Consider the following 17,965-nt stretch of genomic DNA (forward strand, 5'->3'; position numbering starts at 1 on the left):
TATAGTATATCCTCTTTTCTATATAAACAAAAGTTATAAAATGGAAGTAAAAGAGTTTATCGAGACGTTAGGAAAGCTGAATTTTTCTTTAATTAAGGATAATGGGAAACTGATTTTAAAGGGTGATAGAAATAAATTATCGGATAACGATATTGCCAATATCCGGAAAGATCAAAAGATCATCGGTTATATTAAAGAGAATAAAGAAAAACTGATAGAATATATCTCATTCAATGAAACAGCTATTGTAAATGGCAATCAAAGCAAACGATCTGATAATATAGTGGCAATGTACCGGTTGAGTGGTTTGCAGGAAGGGATGCTGTTCCATAATTTATACGAAGAAGGCGCGAAGGCGTATAGGGAAGAGTTCAACTGTGATCTATGGGATGTGCAGGCAAACCTGTTCCGCCGCAGCTGGCAGCGGATCGTGGACAGCCACAGTATACTGCGAACTGTGTTTATTCATGACCGGTTCAATGTACCGGTACAGTGTGTGTATGGCGAAGTACAGGTTGAGGTGGAGGAATTGGACTACCAGGGATTGAGCAGGGATGAGCAGGATTTGCGTATGCGTACTTATCAGGAGGAGGACCGTCGCCGGAGTTTTGATCTGAGCCGGTGGCCGCTGATGCGATTGACGCTGGTGCGCCTGGATGAGCATCGCTACCGGATGTTGTGGCGGCATCATCATATATTAATTGACGGCTGGTCGACGCCGTTATTGATGGGGGAGTTTCACCGCACGTATGAGCAACTGCAACGGGGAGAAGAACCCGGTCCGTTGAACGAAGATAAATATGAGGATTATATCCGCTATATAGAACGCAAAGACAAAGGGGCGGCGGAGGCATACTGGCGGGGTTATTTAAAAGGAATTGAAAGCGGCAGCTTGCTGCCGTTCATAGGAGTGGGGGTTGAACGTAACAAAGGGCTGGGTGTTTATAAGAAGAAGGAAGTTCGGCTGAGTGAAGTGGAGTTAAAGGAACTGGAATTGTATTGCAGCCGTGAGCGGCTGACGGTCAATACGCTGATGCAGGGGGTATGGGCGTACCTGCTGTACCGGTACACGGGTCAGTCAACGGTGACGTATGGAGTAACGGTATCAGGCCGTCCTGAGGATATGCCGGGCGTGGAGAACCGGGTAGGCTTATACATTAATGCGCTGCCCCTGTATTTGGAGGTTAGTGAGGACGAGCAGATAGGGACATGGCTACAGCGCTTGCAGGCAGATCAGATCCGCAGCCGGGAATATCAGTATGTGTCATTGCCGCAGATCCGGCGCTGGAGCGGAGTGAAGGGGGAACTGTTCGACAGCCTGATGGTATTTGAAAATTATCCGGTGAGTGCGGATACAAAGTCAGGCCGTCAGGGGAAGCTTCGGATGGGGAACGTGGAGATCAAAGAGCAGACGAACTATCCGTTGAGCCTGGCTGTATTGGGTGGGGGTAAAAGCATAAGGTTTGATTATAATGCAAGCTTGTTGGAAGAATTATATGTAGAAAGCATAGGGCGTCATTTTGTGGAAGTGCTGAAGCAGGTAGTAGGAGGCTCAGTGAGCCGGGTTGGCGAGTTGGAACTGGTGAGGGGGCAGGAGCGCCGGATGTTGTTGGATGAGTACCAGGGAGAACGCCATGAATACGGGAACGGTCAAACGATATTGGATTTATTGGAAGAGGCGGAAATCCGGTACCGGACCCATGTAGCAGTTGTGTATGAAGGATTGCAACTGAACTATGGGGAGCTGGCGGAGCGGTCGAACCGGCTGGCTCATTATCTGCGCAGGTTGGGAGTTCGCGAAGAGAGTCTCGTAGGCATCTGCCTCGAGCGGGGTGTGGAGATGATCATCGGGATATTGGGGATATTAAAGTCAGGAGGCGCCTATGTGCCGATAGACCCGGAGTATCCACAGGACCGGATCGGGTACATGATTGCAGATACGGGAATGAAAGTATTGCTAACGGATACACAAAACCGTGAAAAGATATCGCAATTAGTAAATGAAGATGTAAAGATAATAGACATAGCAGGAGAATGGGCGGAGATTAGCAGGGAAGAGAGCTGCCGGGTACCGCGATCGGTGAAAGGGAATAATCTGGCGTATGTGATCTACACATCGGGTTCTACAGGCCGTCCCAAAGGGGTGCTGGTGGAGCACGGAGGATTATTCAATCTTATTAAACAGCTTCCCCGTCAATACCGCATGGGCAATGACGAACGGGTGCTGCAATTTTTCAATTATTGTTTTGATCCATCTGTGTTGGTGCTGTTTGTGACGTTATGCAATGGTGCTGCGCTGGTGATGCCAACCCGGTCGCTGTTACTTGACAAGGAAGGGCTGGAGCGGTTCCTGATGGAACAGGAAATTACCCATCTGGAGGCCACAGCCGGCTTTCTGGAATTGCTTCGTCCCGGGCGTTATGGAGGTATAAAACGGGTGGTCTCGGGCGCAGAGGCCTGCCGGCGGGAGCTGGCGGAACGTTGGATGGAGCATGCTGATTTCTATAATGCCTATGGACCAACGGAAGCTACCGTGATGACCACGTTATATAAAGTTGTTGCCAATAAGGAAGCGCCGATGTTGCCCATAGGCAAAGTGATCGACAATGTAGAAGTGTATGTGCTGGATAACAATCACCGGCTGGTACCGGTGGGAGTAATGGGGGAAATATGCATAGGCGGCAAAAGCCTGGCCCGTGGTTATTTGAATAATGAAGCGCTGACGGCGGAAAAGTTTATCGCCCATCCTTTTAAGCAGGGAGAGCGGTTATACCGCACAGGCGACCTGGGTCGCTGGTTACCGGAAGGAGTGATTGAATATTTTGGCCGTTCAGACAGTCAGGTGAAGCTACGTGGTTATCGGATAGAGCTGGGTGAGATCGAAGATGCAGTTAATCGCAGCGGCCAGGTGAAGCAAAGTGTGGTGGTGGTGCAGGCGGATGCAGCTGGTCACCGGCGGCTGGTGTGTTATGTGGTGCCGGCGAACACCCTGAACCGTGAGTCGTTGTTGAACTATCTGCGGCAACACCTGCCTGAGTACATGGTGCCGGCGGCGTATATGGAGCTGGAGCAGTTGCCGCTGACCCCGAACGGAAAGCTGGACAAAAAAGCGTTGCCACAGGTGGAAGCAGCTGAGCTGGAAGGGCAGGCATATGCGGGGCCGCGCAATGAGCTGGAAGAGCAGCTGGTTACCATCTGGCAGCAGCTGCTGCAGGTAAAGCAGGTAGGTATAAACGATAATTTTTTTGAATTGGGCGGCGATTCGATCATTACCATTCAGGTGGTGAGCCGGCTACGCAAGCTGGGTTACGATCTTCGTCCGAAAGATATATTCACGTATCAATCTGTGGGCTTGTTGTCGCAGATAATGCGGGAGCGTTCTGACCGGGAAACCTCAACAGGCGAGCAGGGCAAGCTGGAAGGTACAAGCGGGTTACTGCCGATACAGCAATGGTACCTAAGTGGAGACCACGCAGAAGTGTCGCATTTTAACCAGGGAATGTTGCTGGAGGTAAGTAAGGGGGTAAGTGCAGAGCAACTGGGGGAAGCGATCGGTGAGATAACAGACCATCATGATGCTTTACGATTTGAATATACAAAGAAGGGGAACGGGAAATGGGAACAGCGCTACGGCAACCGGCAAGGGGTTCTGGAAGTAGCAGACTTTCAGTCCGTGGAAAGTCCGGAGCTGGAAAAAGCAATCAGAACATGCGGGGATAGCTACCAGCGCAGCCTGTCGATCAATGAAGGTATTGTTTTCAGGGCAGTGCTGTTGCTGCTGCCGGGCTATGAGGCGAATAACCGTTTGCTGCTGATATGCCATCACCTCGTCGTGGATGAGGTGTCGTGGCGGGTGTTGGTGGATGATTTGCGGGAGTTGTTGAGTGGTCAGGCGCCCGTTCGGCCGGGCCGCAAGGGTAGTTCGTACCGGGAATGGTACGGTGTACTGGAAGCGTATAGTAAGAGTGGGGCAGAGAGACAACTGGAGTATTGGAAAAGGATAACCGATAGCTATCAGTCGTTACCGGTAGACCGGCATGTATCCGGCACAGTGAGTGCAGCAGAAGCAGGCAGTTGCCGGGTGATGCTTGACGCGGACTGCACGCAGCGGCTGTTACAGGAAAGTGCAGGAGCTTATCATACGGAGATCAACGACCTGTTGCTATCGGCTTTGCTGATGACGCTGAGCGAATGGAGCGGGCAACAGGAGCTGACGATCGGCCTTGAAGGTCATGGCCGGGAGGAGTTGCCGGGGATGAGCGAACAGGGCAGTACAGAGATAAGCCGCACGGTTGGCTGGTTTACGAATGTATATCCGGTAATACTACGCAAGGGATTGGGATCGGATCATGCAGATGTGATCAGGGGCGTGAAGGAAGACCTTCGTCGAATACCCGACCGCGGCATGGGTTATGGCGTATTGAAATACCTGCGCGAAGAAGTTGCCTTAAGCGGTCGTCAACCCTGGGATATTGTATTCAATTACCTGGGCCAAATGGACAACATGTCGACAGAGACTACCTCAGGCGGGCTCGTGTTACGGCAGGTGGCAGAACCTATCGGTAGGGCTGTAAGCGAACAATATAAGTTGCCCGATAAGCTGGTAGTGAATGGGATGGTCAGGAAAGGACAGTTGAGGTTGAGTTGGAACTACAGCAGCGCACATTATGATAGGGAAACAATAGAGCGATTAAGCAACCGGTACCTGATTCATTTAAAGGCCCTGATCGACCATTGTACGCAGATGGCTACACACGGTGGCGTACATACGCCGTCTGATTATGGACTTGGTGAGGAAATCAGCTACCAGGAGCTGGACCGTTTTTTAAGCGAAAAACCAGGCATTCTGCGGCTGTACCGGTTAAGTGGTTTACAGGAAGGAATGCTGTTCCATAGTTTATACGAGGAAGGGGTGGAGGCGTATCTGGAGGAGTTCAGCTGCGATCTGTGGGATGTGCAGGCAGACCTGTTCCGCCGCAGCTGGCAGCGGATTGTGGATAGTCACAGCATACTGCGTAGTGTATTTTTTCATGACCGGTTCAGCGTACCGGTTCAGGCCGTGTATGGAGAAGTGCGGATGGAAGTGGAGGAACGGGACTATAGGGGATTGAGCAAAGAAGAGCAGGATCTAAGCGTACAGGCATACCTCGAAGAGGAACGCCGGCGTGGTTTTGATTTGAGCTGGTGGCCGTTGTTGCGGTTGACGCTGGTGCGTATGGATGAACATCGCTACCGGATGTTGTGGCGGCATCATCATATATTGCTCGACGGTTGGTCGATGCCGTTATTGATAGAGGAGTTTTACCGTACGTACGAACAACTGCAACGCGGAGAAGAACCCGGTCCATTGAACGAAGATAAATATGAAGATTATATCCGTTATATAGAACGCAAAGATAAAGGATCGGCGGAGGCGTACTGGCGGCATTATTTGAAAGGAATAGAGAACGGCAGCTTGCTGCCCTTCATAGCGGCGGGAGCCGAGCGCAACAAGGGAAAGGGGAAGTACAACCAGATGAAAGTGCGGTTGAGCAGGGAGGAGCTCGATGCGATAGAGCTGTATTGCAGCCGCGAGCGGCTGACGATGAATACGCTGATGCAGGGGGTATGGGCGTACCTGCTGTACCGGTACACGGGTCAGCCGAAGGTGACGTATGGGGTAACGGTATCAGGCCGTCCTGAGGATATGCCGGGAGTGGAACGCCGGGTTGGTTTATACATCAATGCGCTGCCTCTGCATGTGGAAGTTAATGAAGCGGAGCAGATAGCGACATGGCTACAGCGGTTGCAGACAGATCAGATCCAAAGCCGGGAACATCAGTATGTTTCATTGCCGCAGATCCGCCGCTGGAGCGGGGTGAAGGGAGAACTGTTCGACACATTGCTGTCATTTGAAAATTATCCCGTGAGTGAGAAGGTAAAATCAGGTGGGCAGGGACTTCGGATGAAGAATATGGAGGGCAGGGAGCAAACGAATTATCCGTTGAGCCTGGCGGTATTGGGTCAGAATATGTGGTTTACTTATAATGCAGATCTGTTAGATGAATTATACATAGAAGGCATAGGTCGTCATTTTGTGGAGGTGCTGAGGCAGGTAGTGGGAGGCACTGTGCGCCGGGTAGGTGAGTTGGAACTGGTACGGGAGCAGGAGCGCCGGATGCTCCTGGAGGAGTACCAGGGAGAACGTGTTGACTACGAAGAAGGCGATACAATATTGGATTTATTTGAACAATCGGTTGTGCGGTACCGGGAACGAATAGCTGTTGTGTACGAAGGATTGCAGTTGAGCTATGGGGAGTTGGCGGAGCGGTCGAACCGGTTAGGCCATTATCTAAAAAAGTTGGGTGTTCGGGAAGAGAGTCTGGTGGGGATCTGCCTGGAGCGAAGCATGGAGATGATCATTGGGATACTGGGCATACTGAAGGCAGGAGGAGCATATGTTCCGATAGACCCGGAATATCCACAAGACCGGATTGGCTATATGGTAGCAGATGCGGGAATGAAAGTATTGCTAACGGATACAAAAAGCCGGGATAAGATATTACAAATAGTAAGTGAAGAAGTAAGGATAATAGATATAGAAAGCGAATGGGCGGAGATCGCCAGGCAGGAAGCCGGTCCCGTGCCGCAATCAGTGAGCGGTGATACGCTGGCGTATGTGATCTACACATCAGGTTCTACGGGCAGGCCGAAGGGCGTGATGAACGAGCACGAGGGCGTGGTGAACCGGTTATTGTGGGCACGGTCGTACCATCGTTTGACACAGGATGATATCATTCTTCAAAAAACGACTTTTTGTTTTGATGTATCGGTATGGGAGCTGTTGCTGCCGTTGATAAGCGGAGGGCGATTGGTATTTGCCATGCCCGGGGGCCAGCGCGACAGTGATTATATCAGGCGATTGATCGATAAGGAAGGTGTAACGATGGTGCATTTTGTACCGGGCATGCTATCAGCATTTTTGCATGACATCAGTGTGGGGGAGTGCCGAAGTCTTCGCCGGGTGATTTGCAGCGGCGAGGCGTTGAAGGTGGAGCATGTGGAATTATTCAGATCGAAGCTGGATCATGTACGGTTATACAATTTATATGGTCCAACCGAGGCGGCGATAGATGTAAGCTGTTGGGAGGTTCCGCAGCAGGGCGTCGTGGAACGTGTTGCCATAGGCAAAGCGATAACAAACGTACAGCTCTATATCATGAACGGGTCGCTGCAGTTGCAGCCGGTAGGAGCGCCCGGAGAGTTGTGCATAGGTGGCATACAGGTGGCGCGTGGATATCTGCATAATGAGCCATTGACGAAAGACAGTTTTATAAAAAACCCGTTCAGTGACGGACAGTTGTACCGCACAGGCGACATAGCAAGATGGTTACCCGGCGGGGATATAGAGTATTTGGGAAGAAAGGATGACCAGGTGAAGATCCGTGGTTACAGGATAGAATTGGGCGAAATAGAGCAGGTGGTCTATGAGAGCCGTCAGGTGAAGCAGAGTGTGGTGGTGGTGCGGGAAGACGGCAAGGGCAACCGGCGGCTGGTGTGTTATGTGGTGCCGGCAGGTATATTGAACCGTGAGTTGTTGGCAGTTTTCCTGCATGAACGATTGCCCGGCTACATGTTGCCGTCGGTATATGTAGAACTGGAACAGTTGCCGCTGACATCGAGTGGGAAAGTTGACCGTAAGGCGTTACCGCAGGTGGAAGCGGGTCAGTCGGAAGAGGAAGCGTATGCAGGGCCGCGCAATGAATTGGAGGAGCAGCTGGTAGTTATCTGGCAGGAGCTGCTGGGTGTAAAGGGGATAAGTATAAGCGATAATTTTTTTGAACTGGGCGGAGATTCATTGGTGGCGCTAAGGCTTATATCAGCTATCCGCAAAGAATTGGCATCGGAGCTGCAGGTTAAAGATATATTCGTCAATCCTACGATCGGGCAACTGTATTTTCTGATCCAAAAACAACGAAATAACGTGTTATTGCCTGCCATCCTGGTACAGGAAAGGCCGCAACGAACAGCGCTGTCGTTTGGTCAGGAGCGGTTATGGTTTATCGATCAGCTGGAAGGCAGTGAGCAATATCATATATCATGGGCGTGGCGGTTGAAGGGCATGTTGAATGTGGAAGCGCTGCGTTACGCGTTCGTTCAGATCGTGAACCGTCATGAAGTGTTACGCACGGTGATATGGGAAGAAGAAGGGCGGGGCTGGCAGCGTGTAATGGAAAAAGAGCAGTGGGAGTTGAATGAGCTTGCATGGAAGCCGAATGGAGAGAAAAAATTAGAGTCATTGCTGGCAGATTTATCGGGTCGTCAATTTGATTTGTCGAAAGATCATGCATTGCGTGCGCACCTGGTAGCGCTGGGAGAGCAGGAACATATATTATTGGTAGTAGTGCATCATATAGCGTCGGATGGTTGGTCGCAGGGGATCCTGCGCGAGGAGCTGCAGGCGTTTTACCGCAGCTATGAAACGGGCGAAGTGGCGAAGCTGCCTCCATTGCCTGTACAATATGCAGATTATGCGATGTGGCAGCGGGCCTATTTGCAGGGCGCCGTGTTGCAGGAGCAATTGGATTATTGGGAGAAAGAGCTGCGGGGTGCTGCCGTGACGGAATTGCCAACAGATTATCCGCGACCGTTAGTTCAAAGCAAGCGGGGCGGGGTGGTCGGGTTCAGGCTGAGCGGCAAGCTGCAGGAAGAATTGAACCGGCTGTCGCAACAGCAGGGGGCAACGATGTTCATGACGCTATTGTCGGCCTTTCAGGTATTGTTGCATCGCTACAGTGGTCAGGCAGATATCTCAGTTGGTACAGTGGTAGCGGGCCGCCAGCACCAGGAACTGGAAGGGCTGATAGGATTTTTTGTCAATACGCTGGTCATTCGCAGCGATATGGATAACAACCCGCAGTTTACTGAGTTGCTGGAACAGGTACGGGGCCGCACATTAGGGGCGTATGATCACCAGCAGGTGCCATTTGCCAAAGTGGTGGAGCTGCTGGTGAAGGAACGGGACACGAGCCGTTCTCCATTGTTCCAGGTGATGTTTGTGTTGCAGAATGCGCCAGGCGGAGGCCGGCTGCGTTTAGGAGAGGTAGAAGTGTGGCCCGGGTCATTCAGGCATGATACGTCAATATACGATATGAATGTGGAGGTCAGGGAAGGAAAAGATGGCTTGAGCGGGGCGATCAATTATTGCAGTGATTTATATGAAGAGGAAACGATCCGCCGGATGATCACACATTATGAGCGGTTGCTGGAGGCGATCGTTAAAGATCCCGCTAAACGGATAGATGACTACGTGATGATCGGAGAAGAAGAGGAAAAGAAATTGCAGGCGTTCAGTGGAACGGATGATGTTTACGAAGTAAGCGGAACGATACTGGATATGTTGGAGGAATCAGCCTCTCTGCACCGGGAAAGGATCGCAGTTGTGTATGAGGGATTGCAGCTGAGCTATGGAGAGCTGGCGGAGCGGTCGAACCGGCTGGGTCATTACCTAAAAAAGTTGGGTGTTCGGGAAGAGAGCCTGGTGGGGATCTGCCTGGAGCGGGGTCTGGAGATGATCATTGGGATACTGGGTATACTGAAGGCCGGAGGGGCCTATGTTCCGGTAGACCCGGATTATCCTGCGGACCGGATCGGTTATATGGTAACAGATGCAGGAATGAACGTATTGCTAACGGATACGAAAAACCGTGAAAAGATATTGCAAATAGTAAGTGAAGATGTAAGGGTAATAGACATAGAAAGCGAATGGGCGGAGATCGCCAAGGAAGAGAGTGGCCGGGTGCCGCAATCAGTGAAGGGCGATAATGTGGCATACGTGATCTACACATCAGGCTCAACAGGCCGGCCGAAGGGCGTGCTGGTGACTCATTACAATGTTGTTCGGTTGTTCAAAAACGATAAGCCCTTATTTGTATTTACCGAAAATGACGTATGGACAATGTTCCATTCTTTTTGCTTTGATTTTTCGGTATGGGAGATGTACGGGGCCTTGTTTTACGGAGGCCGCCTGGTAGTTGTACCCAAAGAAGTGGCGCGTGACAGTGCCGGCTTTGGGGAATTGTTGTTGAAAGAATCGGTAACGATATTGAACCAAACGCCCTCTGCCTTTTACGTACTGCAGGAATACCTGACGGCGAAGGCGCCGAAGATTGCTGTTCGGTATGTAATATTCGGCGGAGAGGCGCTTCATCCCGCCAGGTTAAGGCCATGGTATGAGTTGTATGGAGACAGTTGCCGGTTGATCAACATGTATGGAATTACCGAAACGACGGTTCATGTAACCTACCAGGAGATTGGATTGGCGCAAATAAATAACAGGATCAGTATTATAGGTCACCCGATCCCCACACTTCATTTGCTTATTCTGGATGAGCAGGGCCGTTTGACGCCCTATGGAGTACGCGGTGAATTATATGTAGGAGGGGCGGGTCTTGCCCGCGGATACCTGAACCGGCGTGAACTGACGGCAGAAAGATTCATCCCCCATCCGTTCCGTAACGGGGAGCGGTTATACCGTACCGGAGACGTAGGTAGGCGGCTGCCCGGAGGAGAGATAGAGTATCTTGGAAGGAAAGACGAGCAGGTGAAGATCCGGGGTTACCGGATAGAACTGGGAGAGATAGAGCATGTGGTGCACAGGAGTGGAGCGGTGAAGCAATGCGTGGTGGTGGTACGTGAGGATGTAACCGGCAACCGGCGGCTGGTATGTTATGTGGTTCCGGCAGGGAGTTTTGACCGGGAGTCGTTGACCGGATACCTGCGGCAACACCTGCCAGAGTACATGCTGCCGGCGGCGTATATGGAACTGGATCAGTTGCCGTTGACCTCGAATGGCAAAGTAAACAGGAAGTCATTGCCGGAAGCAGACCTGGGACAACAGCACGGAGATGCGTATGAAGGGCCACGCAATGCAGTGGAAGCACAGCTGGTTACCATCTGGCAGGAACTGCTGGGTGTAAAGCAGGTAGGCATACACGATAATTTTTTTGAACTGGGTGGACATTCCCTGCTGATTGTAAACCTGCTGGCCCTTCTCAGGCAAAGGATGGCCGTCAGCTTATCGATACCGGATGTATTTAAAAATCAAACTATAGAAAAGCAATCTGCACTGCTACAGGCGTTGAACGAAAATGGCGAGCTTACCCCGACAGATTATACACGAACGGGGCAAATGAACGAAGGGAAAGTAGAAACAGAGCATTTACTGCAACTGTATAAAGGGCCGGAAGGAAGCTATCTATTCATGCTGCCGGGTGCGGGCGGATTTTGCGACAGTTACCGTACCCTGGCCGGATACCTGGGCGACCAATACACTGTATATGGAATTCAGATGATGGGTATTGGAGTGGGCGAGTGTCCCTTTGAAAACATAATAGAGATCGCCAGGCAAAATATTGAATGGATAAAACAGATTCAGCCGAAAGGCCCTTATAAATTTATCGGGCATTCATTTGGCGGAATAATCGCTTATGAAATGATCAGGCAGCTGGAGAAAAATGGGGAGATCGTGGATACAGGGGTAATACTGGATTGTTCAGCGCCCCTGCAATCTACCATCGACGGAGCTGAAACCTTAATGATCAGCAGCAAAAACTTTTTAAATGAATATAAGGTAATACGGAAGCCGTACCTCGAATGGATAATCGAATTGGAATCAGCCCTCGGTACAAAGGAGAAAAAAGATATGATCCCTTTTCTCATCGATTATATTAAAACCAGAGTTCCCGAAGATGGCGGCAAGAATGACCTGGTGATCAGAGCGCTTGGCCTTTTACTTACAAACCGGTCGATGAATTATCTGCCTGAGGGGAAGATTAAAGCGGAATTGCTTGTTGTCAGGGCTATGGAAATGGAAGAATACTGGAGTAAAGTTAGTTATAGCCTGGGATGGGAGGAACATGGCGATACAGTAATAACTATGCTAACGCCAGGCGGGCATCTCACCATGGTAACCGATAAAAACTTTGTTAGGGAATTAGCAGAGCGGCTGAGAAAAACGAGCTCAATGCTGTAAAGCTAATTTAACCGAATCGAAATTTTCATCCAGTACAGGCTGACCATTCAGGTGTGACAGCCGCACATAATCAATCGAGCCTGTTCCTTCAAACCTGTATTTTAAACCCAACACTTCAGTGGCTTTGGATTCGATAATGCCTTCATAAGCTTTTTTGCCATTGATGAATATGACTGCCCGGTTATTTCGTACTTCGCAGCTTATTTCTGTCCAGTTGTTAAGGTCGCCGCCAAACGCAGACAGATCTGCTTCAGCGCTGCTGATTATTTTACTTCCCAGGCCTAACCGGAGGTTGCCCACGCAACCCTTTGCGCTCAGGGGAATAAAAACACTATTGTCTTTACAAAGAATATTTGTCATTATATATTGACAGGCAGCGGCCCCCGATGAAAAATCGGATCTTACTCTTGTCTTAAAGATGAAATTATCGCTCATCAATCCGGTTGAGGTTTTAACATTCCCATAAAAAACAACAGGCGGGTTTGGCCGCAGCGGTATATTCTGTTGTTCCAGGATGGATAAAGGAATGCCTATTTTTCCGTTTTGGATAACTTCTTCCGGCTTAAAATATATGGGAACGGGTTTATTATCGATGGCAACCGTCCACCCGTCGGATGGAATAATAAGATCATGTTCCTTTACAATCTGATTGTTAACGACCAGCTTCGCACGATAATAACCGGGATAATAATAAATTGATGAATGTTCATGACTATTGGCGGAAACCTGTTGCCGGCGGCTCGAATCCCATGATTGCTGAATGAACACCGGAAGCCCGGCTGCCCTGGAAGCATCATAATGGAATACCACTGAATTGGGAATTCCGCTGGTTACCGGGTTGCTACTGAATGAATAATTTTCGGGTAGCAGTGAGGGCGGGGAGCTATGTTTCCGGGAAAAAATAAAAACCCCTGTCAATATGGTAACGATACCTAATATGTGTAAAAATGACAGCGGCCTTCGTTTGGTTATTGACCGGTCAGAAGCAGGGGAAACAGAGTTAGCAGTAATATTCTGCTGTATTTCTGTAGGGGGAACAGTATTATGAGGTGATTGATTGTTGGCGGCCGATTGGAAATCCCGCCAGTTGTTATACCCCAAAAAAGCAGCGAGTGCATTTAATGTTGTATGGGTGGGCGAGGAATCATATTTGACCCGGTTCCATATTCTTTTAAGCGTTGTAACGCTTAAGGACACACCGGTTTTTTCTGCAATTTGTTCTCCCAGCCGTTCGAAGTCACTGGTTGACCAGGATTTTCCGGGCCCGTTCCCAAATCTTTCTTCAATGAGTTGACAGCATCGGGACAATTCTTCATTTACTTGCGGAGAATACATCTTGTTGAGAGTCAATTAATTGTTTTTGAACAAATTTGAACACCAGTTGCATGCGAATGAATAGGTGACATTTCTCCTCGTTCATAGCTTACTTAAAAATAATAAAGAAACATGAGATTTTTACTTGTCCTTACATGGTTGGTACTATTGATGTCTCCTTTGACATTTTTTACTGTATATGCACAGGAACCTATAACCGGTACCATATCAGGCCAGGTAAAGAACCGGAAAGGAGAAGTGGTTGGGGCAGCCAGTATAATGTTATTGCGGGCCATGGATTCAACTATGGTTATGGGTGGGGTAACGGATACGACCGGGCATTATACATTCGGGCAGGTGCCGGCAGGTACCTATATTATACAGGTAACTACTGCTGAGTCAACAAGAAAGGTTTTTTCTGCTCCGGTTACTGTTCAAAAAGACAATTTGGCAATAAGCATCCCTTTAATAAATACAGGAGAAAATATCAAGGCATTGAAAGAGGTGGAGGTTACTGCGCAAAAGCCGTTTATTCAACAATTGGCCGACAGAACGGTGATCAATGTTGAGAACAGTATTGTGTCGCGGGGAGGAACTGCATTGGATGTGCTCCAGCAGTCTCCGGGTGTATCGATCGATCCCCAGAATAACAGGATCAGTTTGCGTGGCCGGGATGGGGTATTGGTGATGATCGATAATAAGCCTACTTATCTATCTGCACAACAGGTATTCGCATTGCTACAGAATATGCCCAGTAATACCATTCAAAACATTGAATTGATCACCAACCCATCGGCAAAATATGATGCTTCAGGTAGTGCGGGGATCATCAATATCCGGTTAAAACGGAATAACGAGCTTGCAGGGACCAATGGCAGCGTTTCCGTGGGCCCGGCTATGGGAAAATATCCCAGGCTTTCTACAGGAATGACGCTGAATCATCGCAGCCGCAACTGGAACCTGTACAGTACATATAATTTCGATTACCAGGAGTATTACATCAATTTGAATTCACAGCGGCTATTCCGGGAAACCGCTTATAATCCCACATTGCAAACATCGGGTTACTGGCATAAATGGGACCGTACACATACTTTCAAAGCCGGGGCCGATTATTACGCAGGGAAAAATAGCGTATTAGGTATTATGGTCAACGGAACTTTCGGGAATAATGACGCATTGTTAACCAACGATAACCTGCTTTATAAAGGGAGCAGCATTATTCAGCAATTCGCATATATAAATGGTTCAGGCCAGGCATCTGACCGGATAGCGGCCAATTTTAATTACAAACATACCTTTGCCAGTGCACAAAACGGAAATGTTCCCCGGGAACTTGCCATCGATGCAGACTATTCTCACAGCAATATCCACCCCAGGGATATGATGACAACTTTAACAGACACGAACAAACTGTTTCAACGGAATACTTATCCTTCGGAAGTGATAATAAAGTCTGCCAAACTTGATTACGTAACGCCATTTAAAAATTCGGCAAAACTGGAAGCGGGATGGAAAACCAGTTATATCACTTCAGATAATGATGCCCGGTTTGAGCAGGAGATCAATGGGGAGTGGGCCATCGATACAGGCCGTACAAACCATTTTAAATATCAGGAAACTATCCATGCCGCATACCTGAATGGCAGTAAGGGTTGGAAGCAATGGACCTTCCAGGCGGGTGTAAGGATGGAAAACACCCGGTCGGTGGCTAATTCAATAACTGAGAAAAAGATGACCGAACGCAGCTATCTCGATCTGTTTCCCAGTGCTTTTATTTCCCGCAAGTTGGGTAAGAACCATCAGTTAGGATTGTCTTATAGCCGGCGGATCGACCGTCCGAATTACCAGGACCTGAATCCATTCGTTTATATCCTTGATCCGTATTCAGTATATGCGGGGAATCCCTTTTTGAAGCCGCAGTACACCCACAGCATACAAGTTTCCTATACTTATAAGGGCAAGGCCAATGTAACGCTTGGCTATAACCGTACTACCAATTTCATACAGGTAGTACGGACTCAGGATTCAGCAACCAACAGGTTGACTGTAATGCCAATAAATTGGGGAAAGCGGGAAAATATCAGTGCAAGTTTTAGTTTGCCCTTGTCACTTACCAAATGGTGGACGGTGCGCCCTTCCGTTGACGTGTATTATAATAAATACGGCACTGCTTATCTGGGAAATAATTTGCAATTCGAAAAGCTGACAGCCTCGGTGAAAATGAACCAGAACTTTATTTTGCCCGCAGGGTTTTCCGCCGAATTGTCTGGCCTTTACATTTCTCCCCGGGTGTTGGATGTATTGTTGACCAGGCATATTTGGCAGGTTAGCGCAGGGGTGCAGAAAACGTTATGGAAGAACGCTGCTACTATTGGGCTGAACTTTTCGGATATTTTTCACACCTTCCAGTTTCGTGGCAGTATAAATTACGGCAATACACATATGAATATTCATAATTACGGCGATTCGCGGGTCATCAGACTGAATTTTAATTACAAATTTGGAAATAAGGCCCTGAAGGCTGCCCGTAATCGCCGCACAGGGGTAGAAGATGAGCAAAAACGAATAGGTAACAGTAACAACTAAACTGATTTTGGGGCGAAACATTTCGAAAAAACCGCATTAGATTTCGTAATAGCTGCAACAGGGACTCATGCTTTTTTAATTACTTCGTATCATTCGAACCTTTTCCGAACAATAAGAATGAATGATATGAATAAATTTTCTGAAGGGTGGTATGTGCTTTATACAAAGCCACACCATGAAAAGAAAGTTGCAGAGCGGTTGCATCAAAAGAATATCAATTCTTATTTACCTACAATAAAAAAGCTGCGTGTCTGGAACGATCGAAAGAAATTTATAGATGAACCGCTTTTCCCATCTTATGTATTTGTTTATCTGAACGACCAGCAGGTTTATTTTTCCACTTCAGAAATAGAAGGAGCCTTATTTTATATCAGGTTCGGGAAAAAAATAGCCAGGGTCAGTGATGAGATCATCAATAATATCAGGTTGTTGATGGCTCACAGTCAGGAAATCGAAAGCTGTACATCCAATTTCAAGCCGGGCCAGATGCTGGCAATCAATCAGGGCCCATTGGCTGGTCTTATATGCGAAGTAGTGAGGCACGATGGCAGGGAGAAAATACTTGTGCGGGTCAATTTATTGAATAGAAACCTTTTGGCAAATATGCCTGTGACTGCCTTACTGGCCGTTTAGTTTCAATAAGCAACAACTACATGAAACGTATTGTAATTACAGGAGGGGGCCTCAGCGGAATATTGCTGAGCTTACAATTGTTGAAGCTGGATACCGGGGAGAAGCTCTTCCTGACGGTGATTGAAAAAGAAAAACCTCATTCCTTAGGATTGGCTTATTCAACAGATCATGAGGTGCATTTGCTCAATGTGCCTGCCGGCAGAATGAGCGCATTTCCCGATGATCCGAATCATTTCCTTCATTGGCTTGAAAGATCAGGATATCCGGTTCAGCCGAATTGGTTTTATCCCAGAAAACTATACCGGAAATATATATTGAACACCCTGGAAGAAATTGTAAAAACGAGCGGTGCCGGGAAAGTTTTCAAATTACTGCATGATGAGGCTATCGATATTTTTCCTTCTGAAAACACGGTATTGCTGGGCTCCGGAGAAAAAGTGGCATACGATCAACTCGTTCTTGCGCTGGGAAATTTCGATCCCGCGCCATTGAATGTACCCGGGAAAGACTTTCTGCAGCACCCACGGTATTTCGGGTCTACATGGCAGGTAGATGATTTCGGGAAATTCAGGGGGGATAAAAATGTTCTTATTGTAGGAAGTGGATTGACGATGGTAGATGCAGTTCTTTGCCTGGAACAAAATGGTTATGATGGCAATATCATTTCACTTTCCACGCACGGTCTGTTACCATTATCCCATTGCGATACCACTCCTTACGAAATGAGCGCTGGTTCTTTCAGTCAGGTCAACACTGCCCTTGACATGTGCCGGGTGGTTCATAATCATCTTGATATTGCTAAAGCCAAAGGGTTGCAATGGCAGGCTGTTATCGATGCGGTGAGGCCTTACACACAGGAGGTATGGCGCAATTTCCCATTGATCGAGAAAAAGAGATTTATGGAACATCTCCGCCATATTTGGGGAGTAGCCCGTCACCGGATGCCTTCAGCTTGTGCGGCTCTGCTTAACACGCTGGTAGCGAAAAAGCGACTGGAAGTATCTGCAGCCAGGATCAGGGAAATAATTGTGGAAGACGAAAATACTTTTCGCGTAGGGTTTAGGCCCAGGGGCCAACAGGAGATCCGGCATATGCAGGTAAATGCCATCATCAATTGCATGGGGCCTGAATCAAATTTCGAAAGGTTGAAATCGCCATTCATTCAAAACCTGCTCAGGAAGGGGTTCATAAGATGTGATGCCATGAACCTGGGAATAGACTGTACCGGCGACCTGGAAGTAGTAGGAATAGGTGGAGTAATCACACCTGATCTTTATACTCTTGGACCGCCCACAAAAGGTTTATTTTGGGAAATTACCAGCGTGCCTGAAATAAGAAAGGCGGCTGATGCGCTTGCCAGGCAGATGATAGCCTCTTATACAAAGCAAAAGATACATCCGGAGAAAACCTGATTAC

The 17,965-nt window shown here is 48.5% G+C and carries 5 protein-coding genes; 4 read left to right on the top strand and 1 reads right to left on the bottom strand.

Annotation, left to right across the window (positions count from 1 at the left end; translation table 11 throughout):
- The first annotated feature begins 40 nt into the window (after positions 1-40).
- Positions 41-12,013 carry an amino acid adenylation domain-containing protein gene (locus tag AC59IL_RS24825; RefSeq protein WP_496554907.1) on the top strand — a complete coding sequence of 3,991 codons (11,973 nt, stop codon included), beginning with the start codon at positions 41-43 and terminating at the stop codon, positions 12,011-12,013.
- Here the strand turns inward: AC59IL_RS24825 and AC59IL_RS24830 are convergent.
- Positions 12,002-13,348, bottom strand: coding sequence for a hypothetical protein (locus AC59IL_RS24830; RefSeq protein ID WP_496554908.1), 1,347 nt, complete (start codon positions 13,346-13,348; stop codon positions 12,002-12,004). The genes AC59IL_RS24825 and AC59IL_RS24830 overlap by 12 nt on opposite strands.
- 111 nt (positions 13,349-13,459) lie before the next feature.
- Here AC59IL_RS24830 and AC59IL_RS24835 point away from each other — a divergent pair, with 111 nt between their 5' ends.
- The 3 genes from AC59IL_RS24835 to AC59IL_RS24845 all read left to right on the top strand — a co-directional run bounded on the left by AC59IL_RS24835 (position 13,460) and on the right by AC59IL_RS24845 (position 17,961).
- Positions 13,460-15,916 (top strand): outer membrane beta-barrel protein, encoded by a 2,457-nt coding sequence (locus tag AC59IL_RS24835; RefSeq protein WP_496554909.1) that lies wholly within the window; start codon positions 13,460-13,462, stop codon positions 15,914-15,916.
- 126 nt (positions 15,917-16,042) lie between these two features.
- Entirely contained in the window at positions 16,043-16,549 is a 507-nt protein-coding gene (locus tag AC59IL_RS24840; RefSeq protein ID WP_496554910.1) for a UpxY family transcription antiterminator, read from the top strand.
- A 20-nt stretch (positions 16,550-16,569) separates the two neighbouring features.
- Entirely contained in the window at positions 16,570-17,961 is a 1,392-nt protein-coding gene (locus tag AC59IL_RS24845; protein ID WP_496554911.1) for an FAD/NAD(P)-binding protein, read from the top strand.
- Positions 17,962-17,965: the final 4 nt, after the last annotated feature.

Source organism: Niastella sp. sgz303648, from assembly GCF_059587045.1.

Excerpts from the sequence above, each read along its gene's own strand:
- AC59IL_RS24830 (WP_496554908.1), bottom strand. The coding sequence starts at position 13,348 with ATGTATTCTCCGCAAGTAAATGAAGAATTGTCCCGATGCTGTCAACTC.
- AC59IL_RS24845 (WP_496554911.1), top strand. The coding sequence starts at position 16,570 with ATGAAACGTATTGTAATTACAGGAGGGGGCCTCAGCGGAATATTGCTG.
- AC59IL_RS24835 (WP_496554909.1), top strand. The coding sequence starts at position 13,460 with ATGAGATTTTTACTTGTCCTTACATGGTTGGTACTATTGATGTCTCCT.
- AC59IL_RS24840 (WP_496554910.1), top strand. The coding sequence starts at position 16,043 with ATGAATAAATTTTCTGAAGGGTGGTATGTGCTTTATACAAAGCCACAC.
- AC59IL_RS24825 (WP_496554907.1), top strand. The coding sequence starts at position 41 with ATGGAAGTAAAAGAGTTTATCGAGACGTTAGGAAAGCTGAATTTTTCT.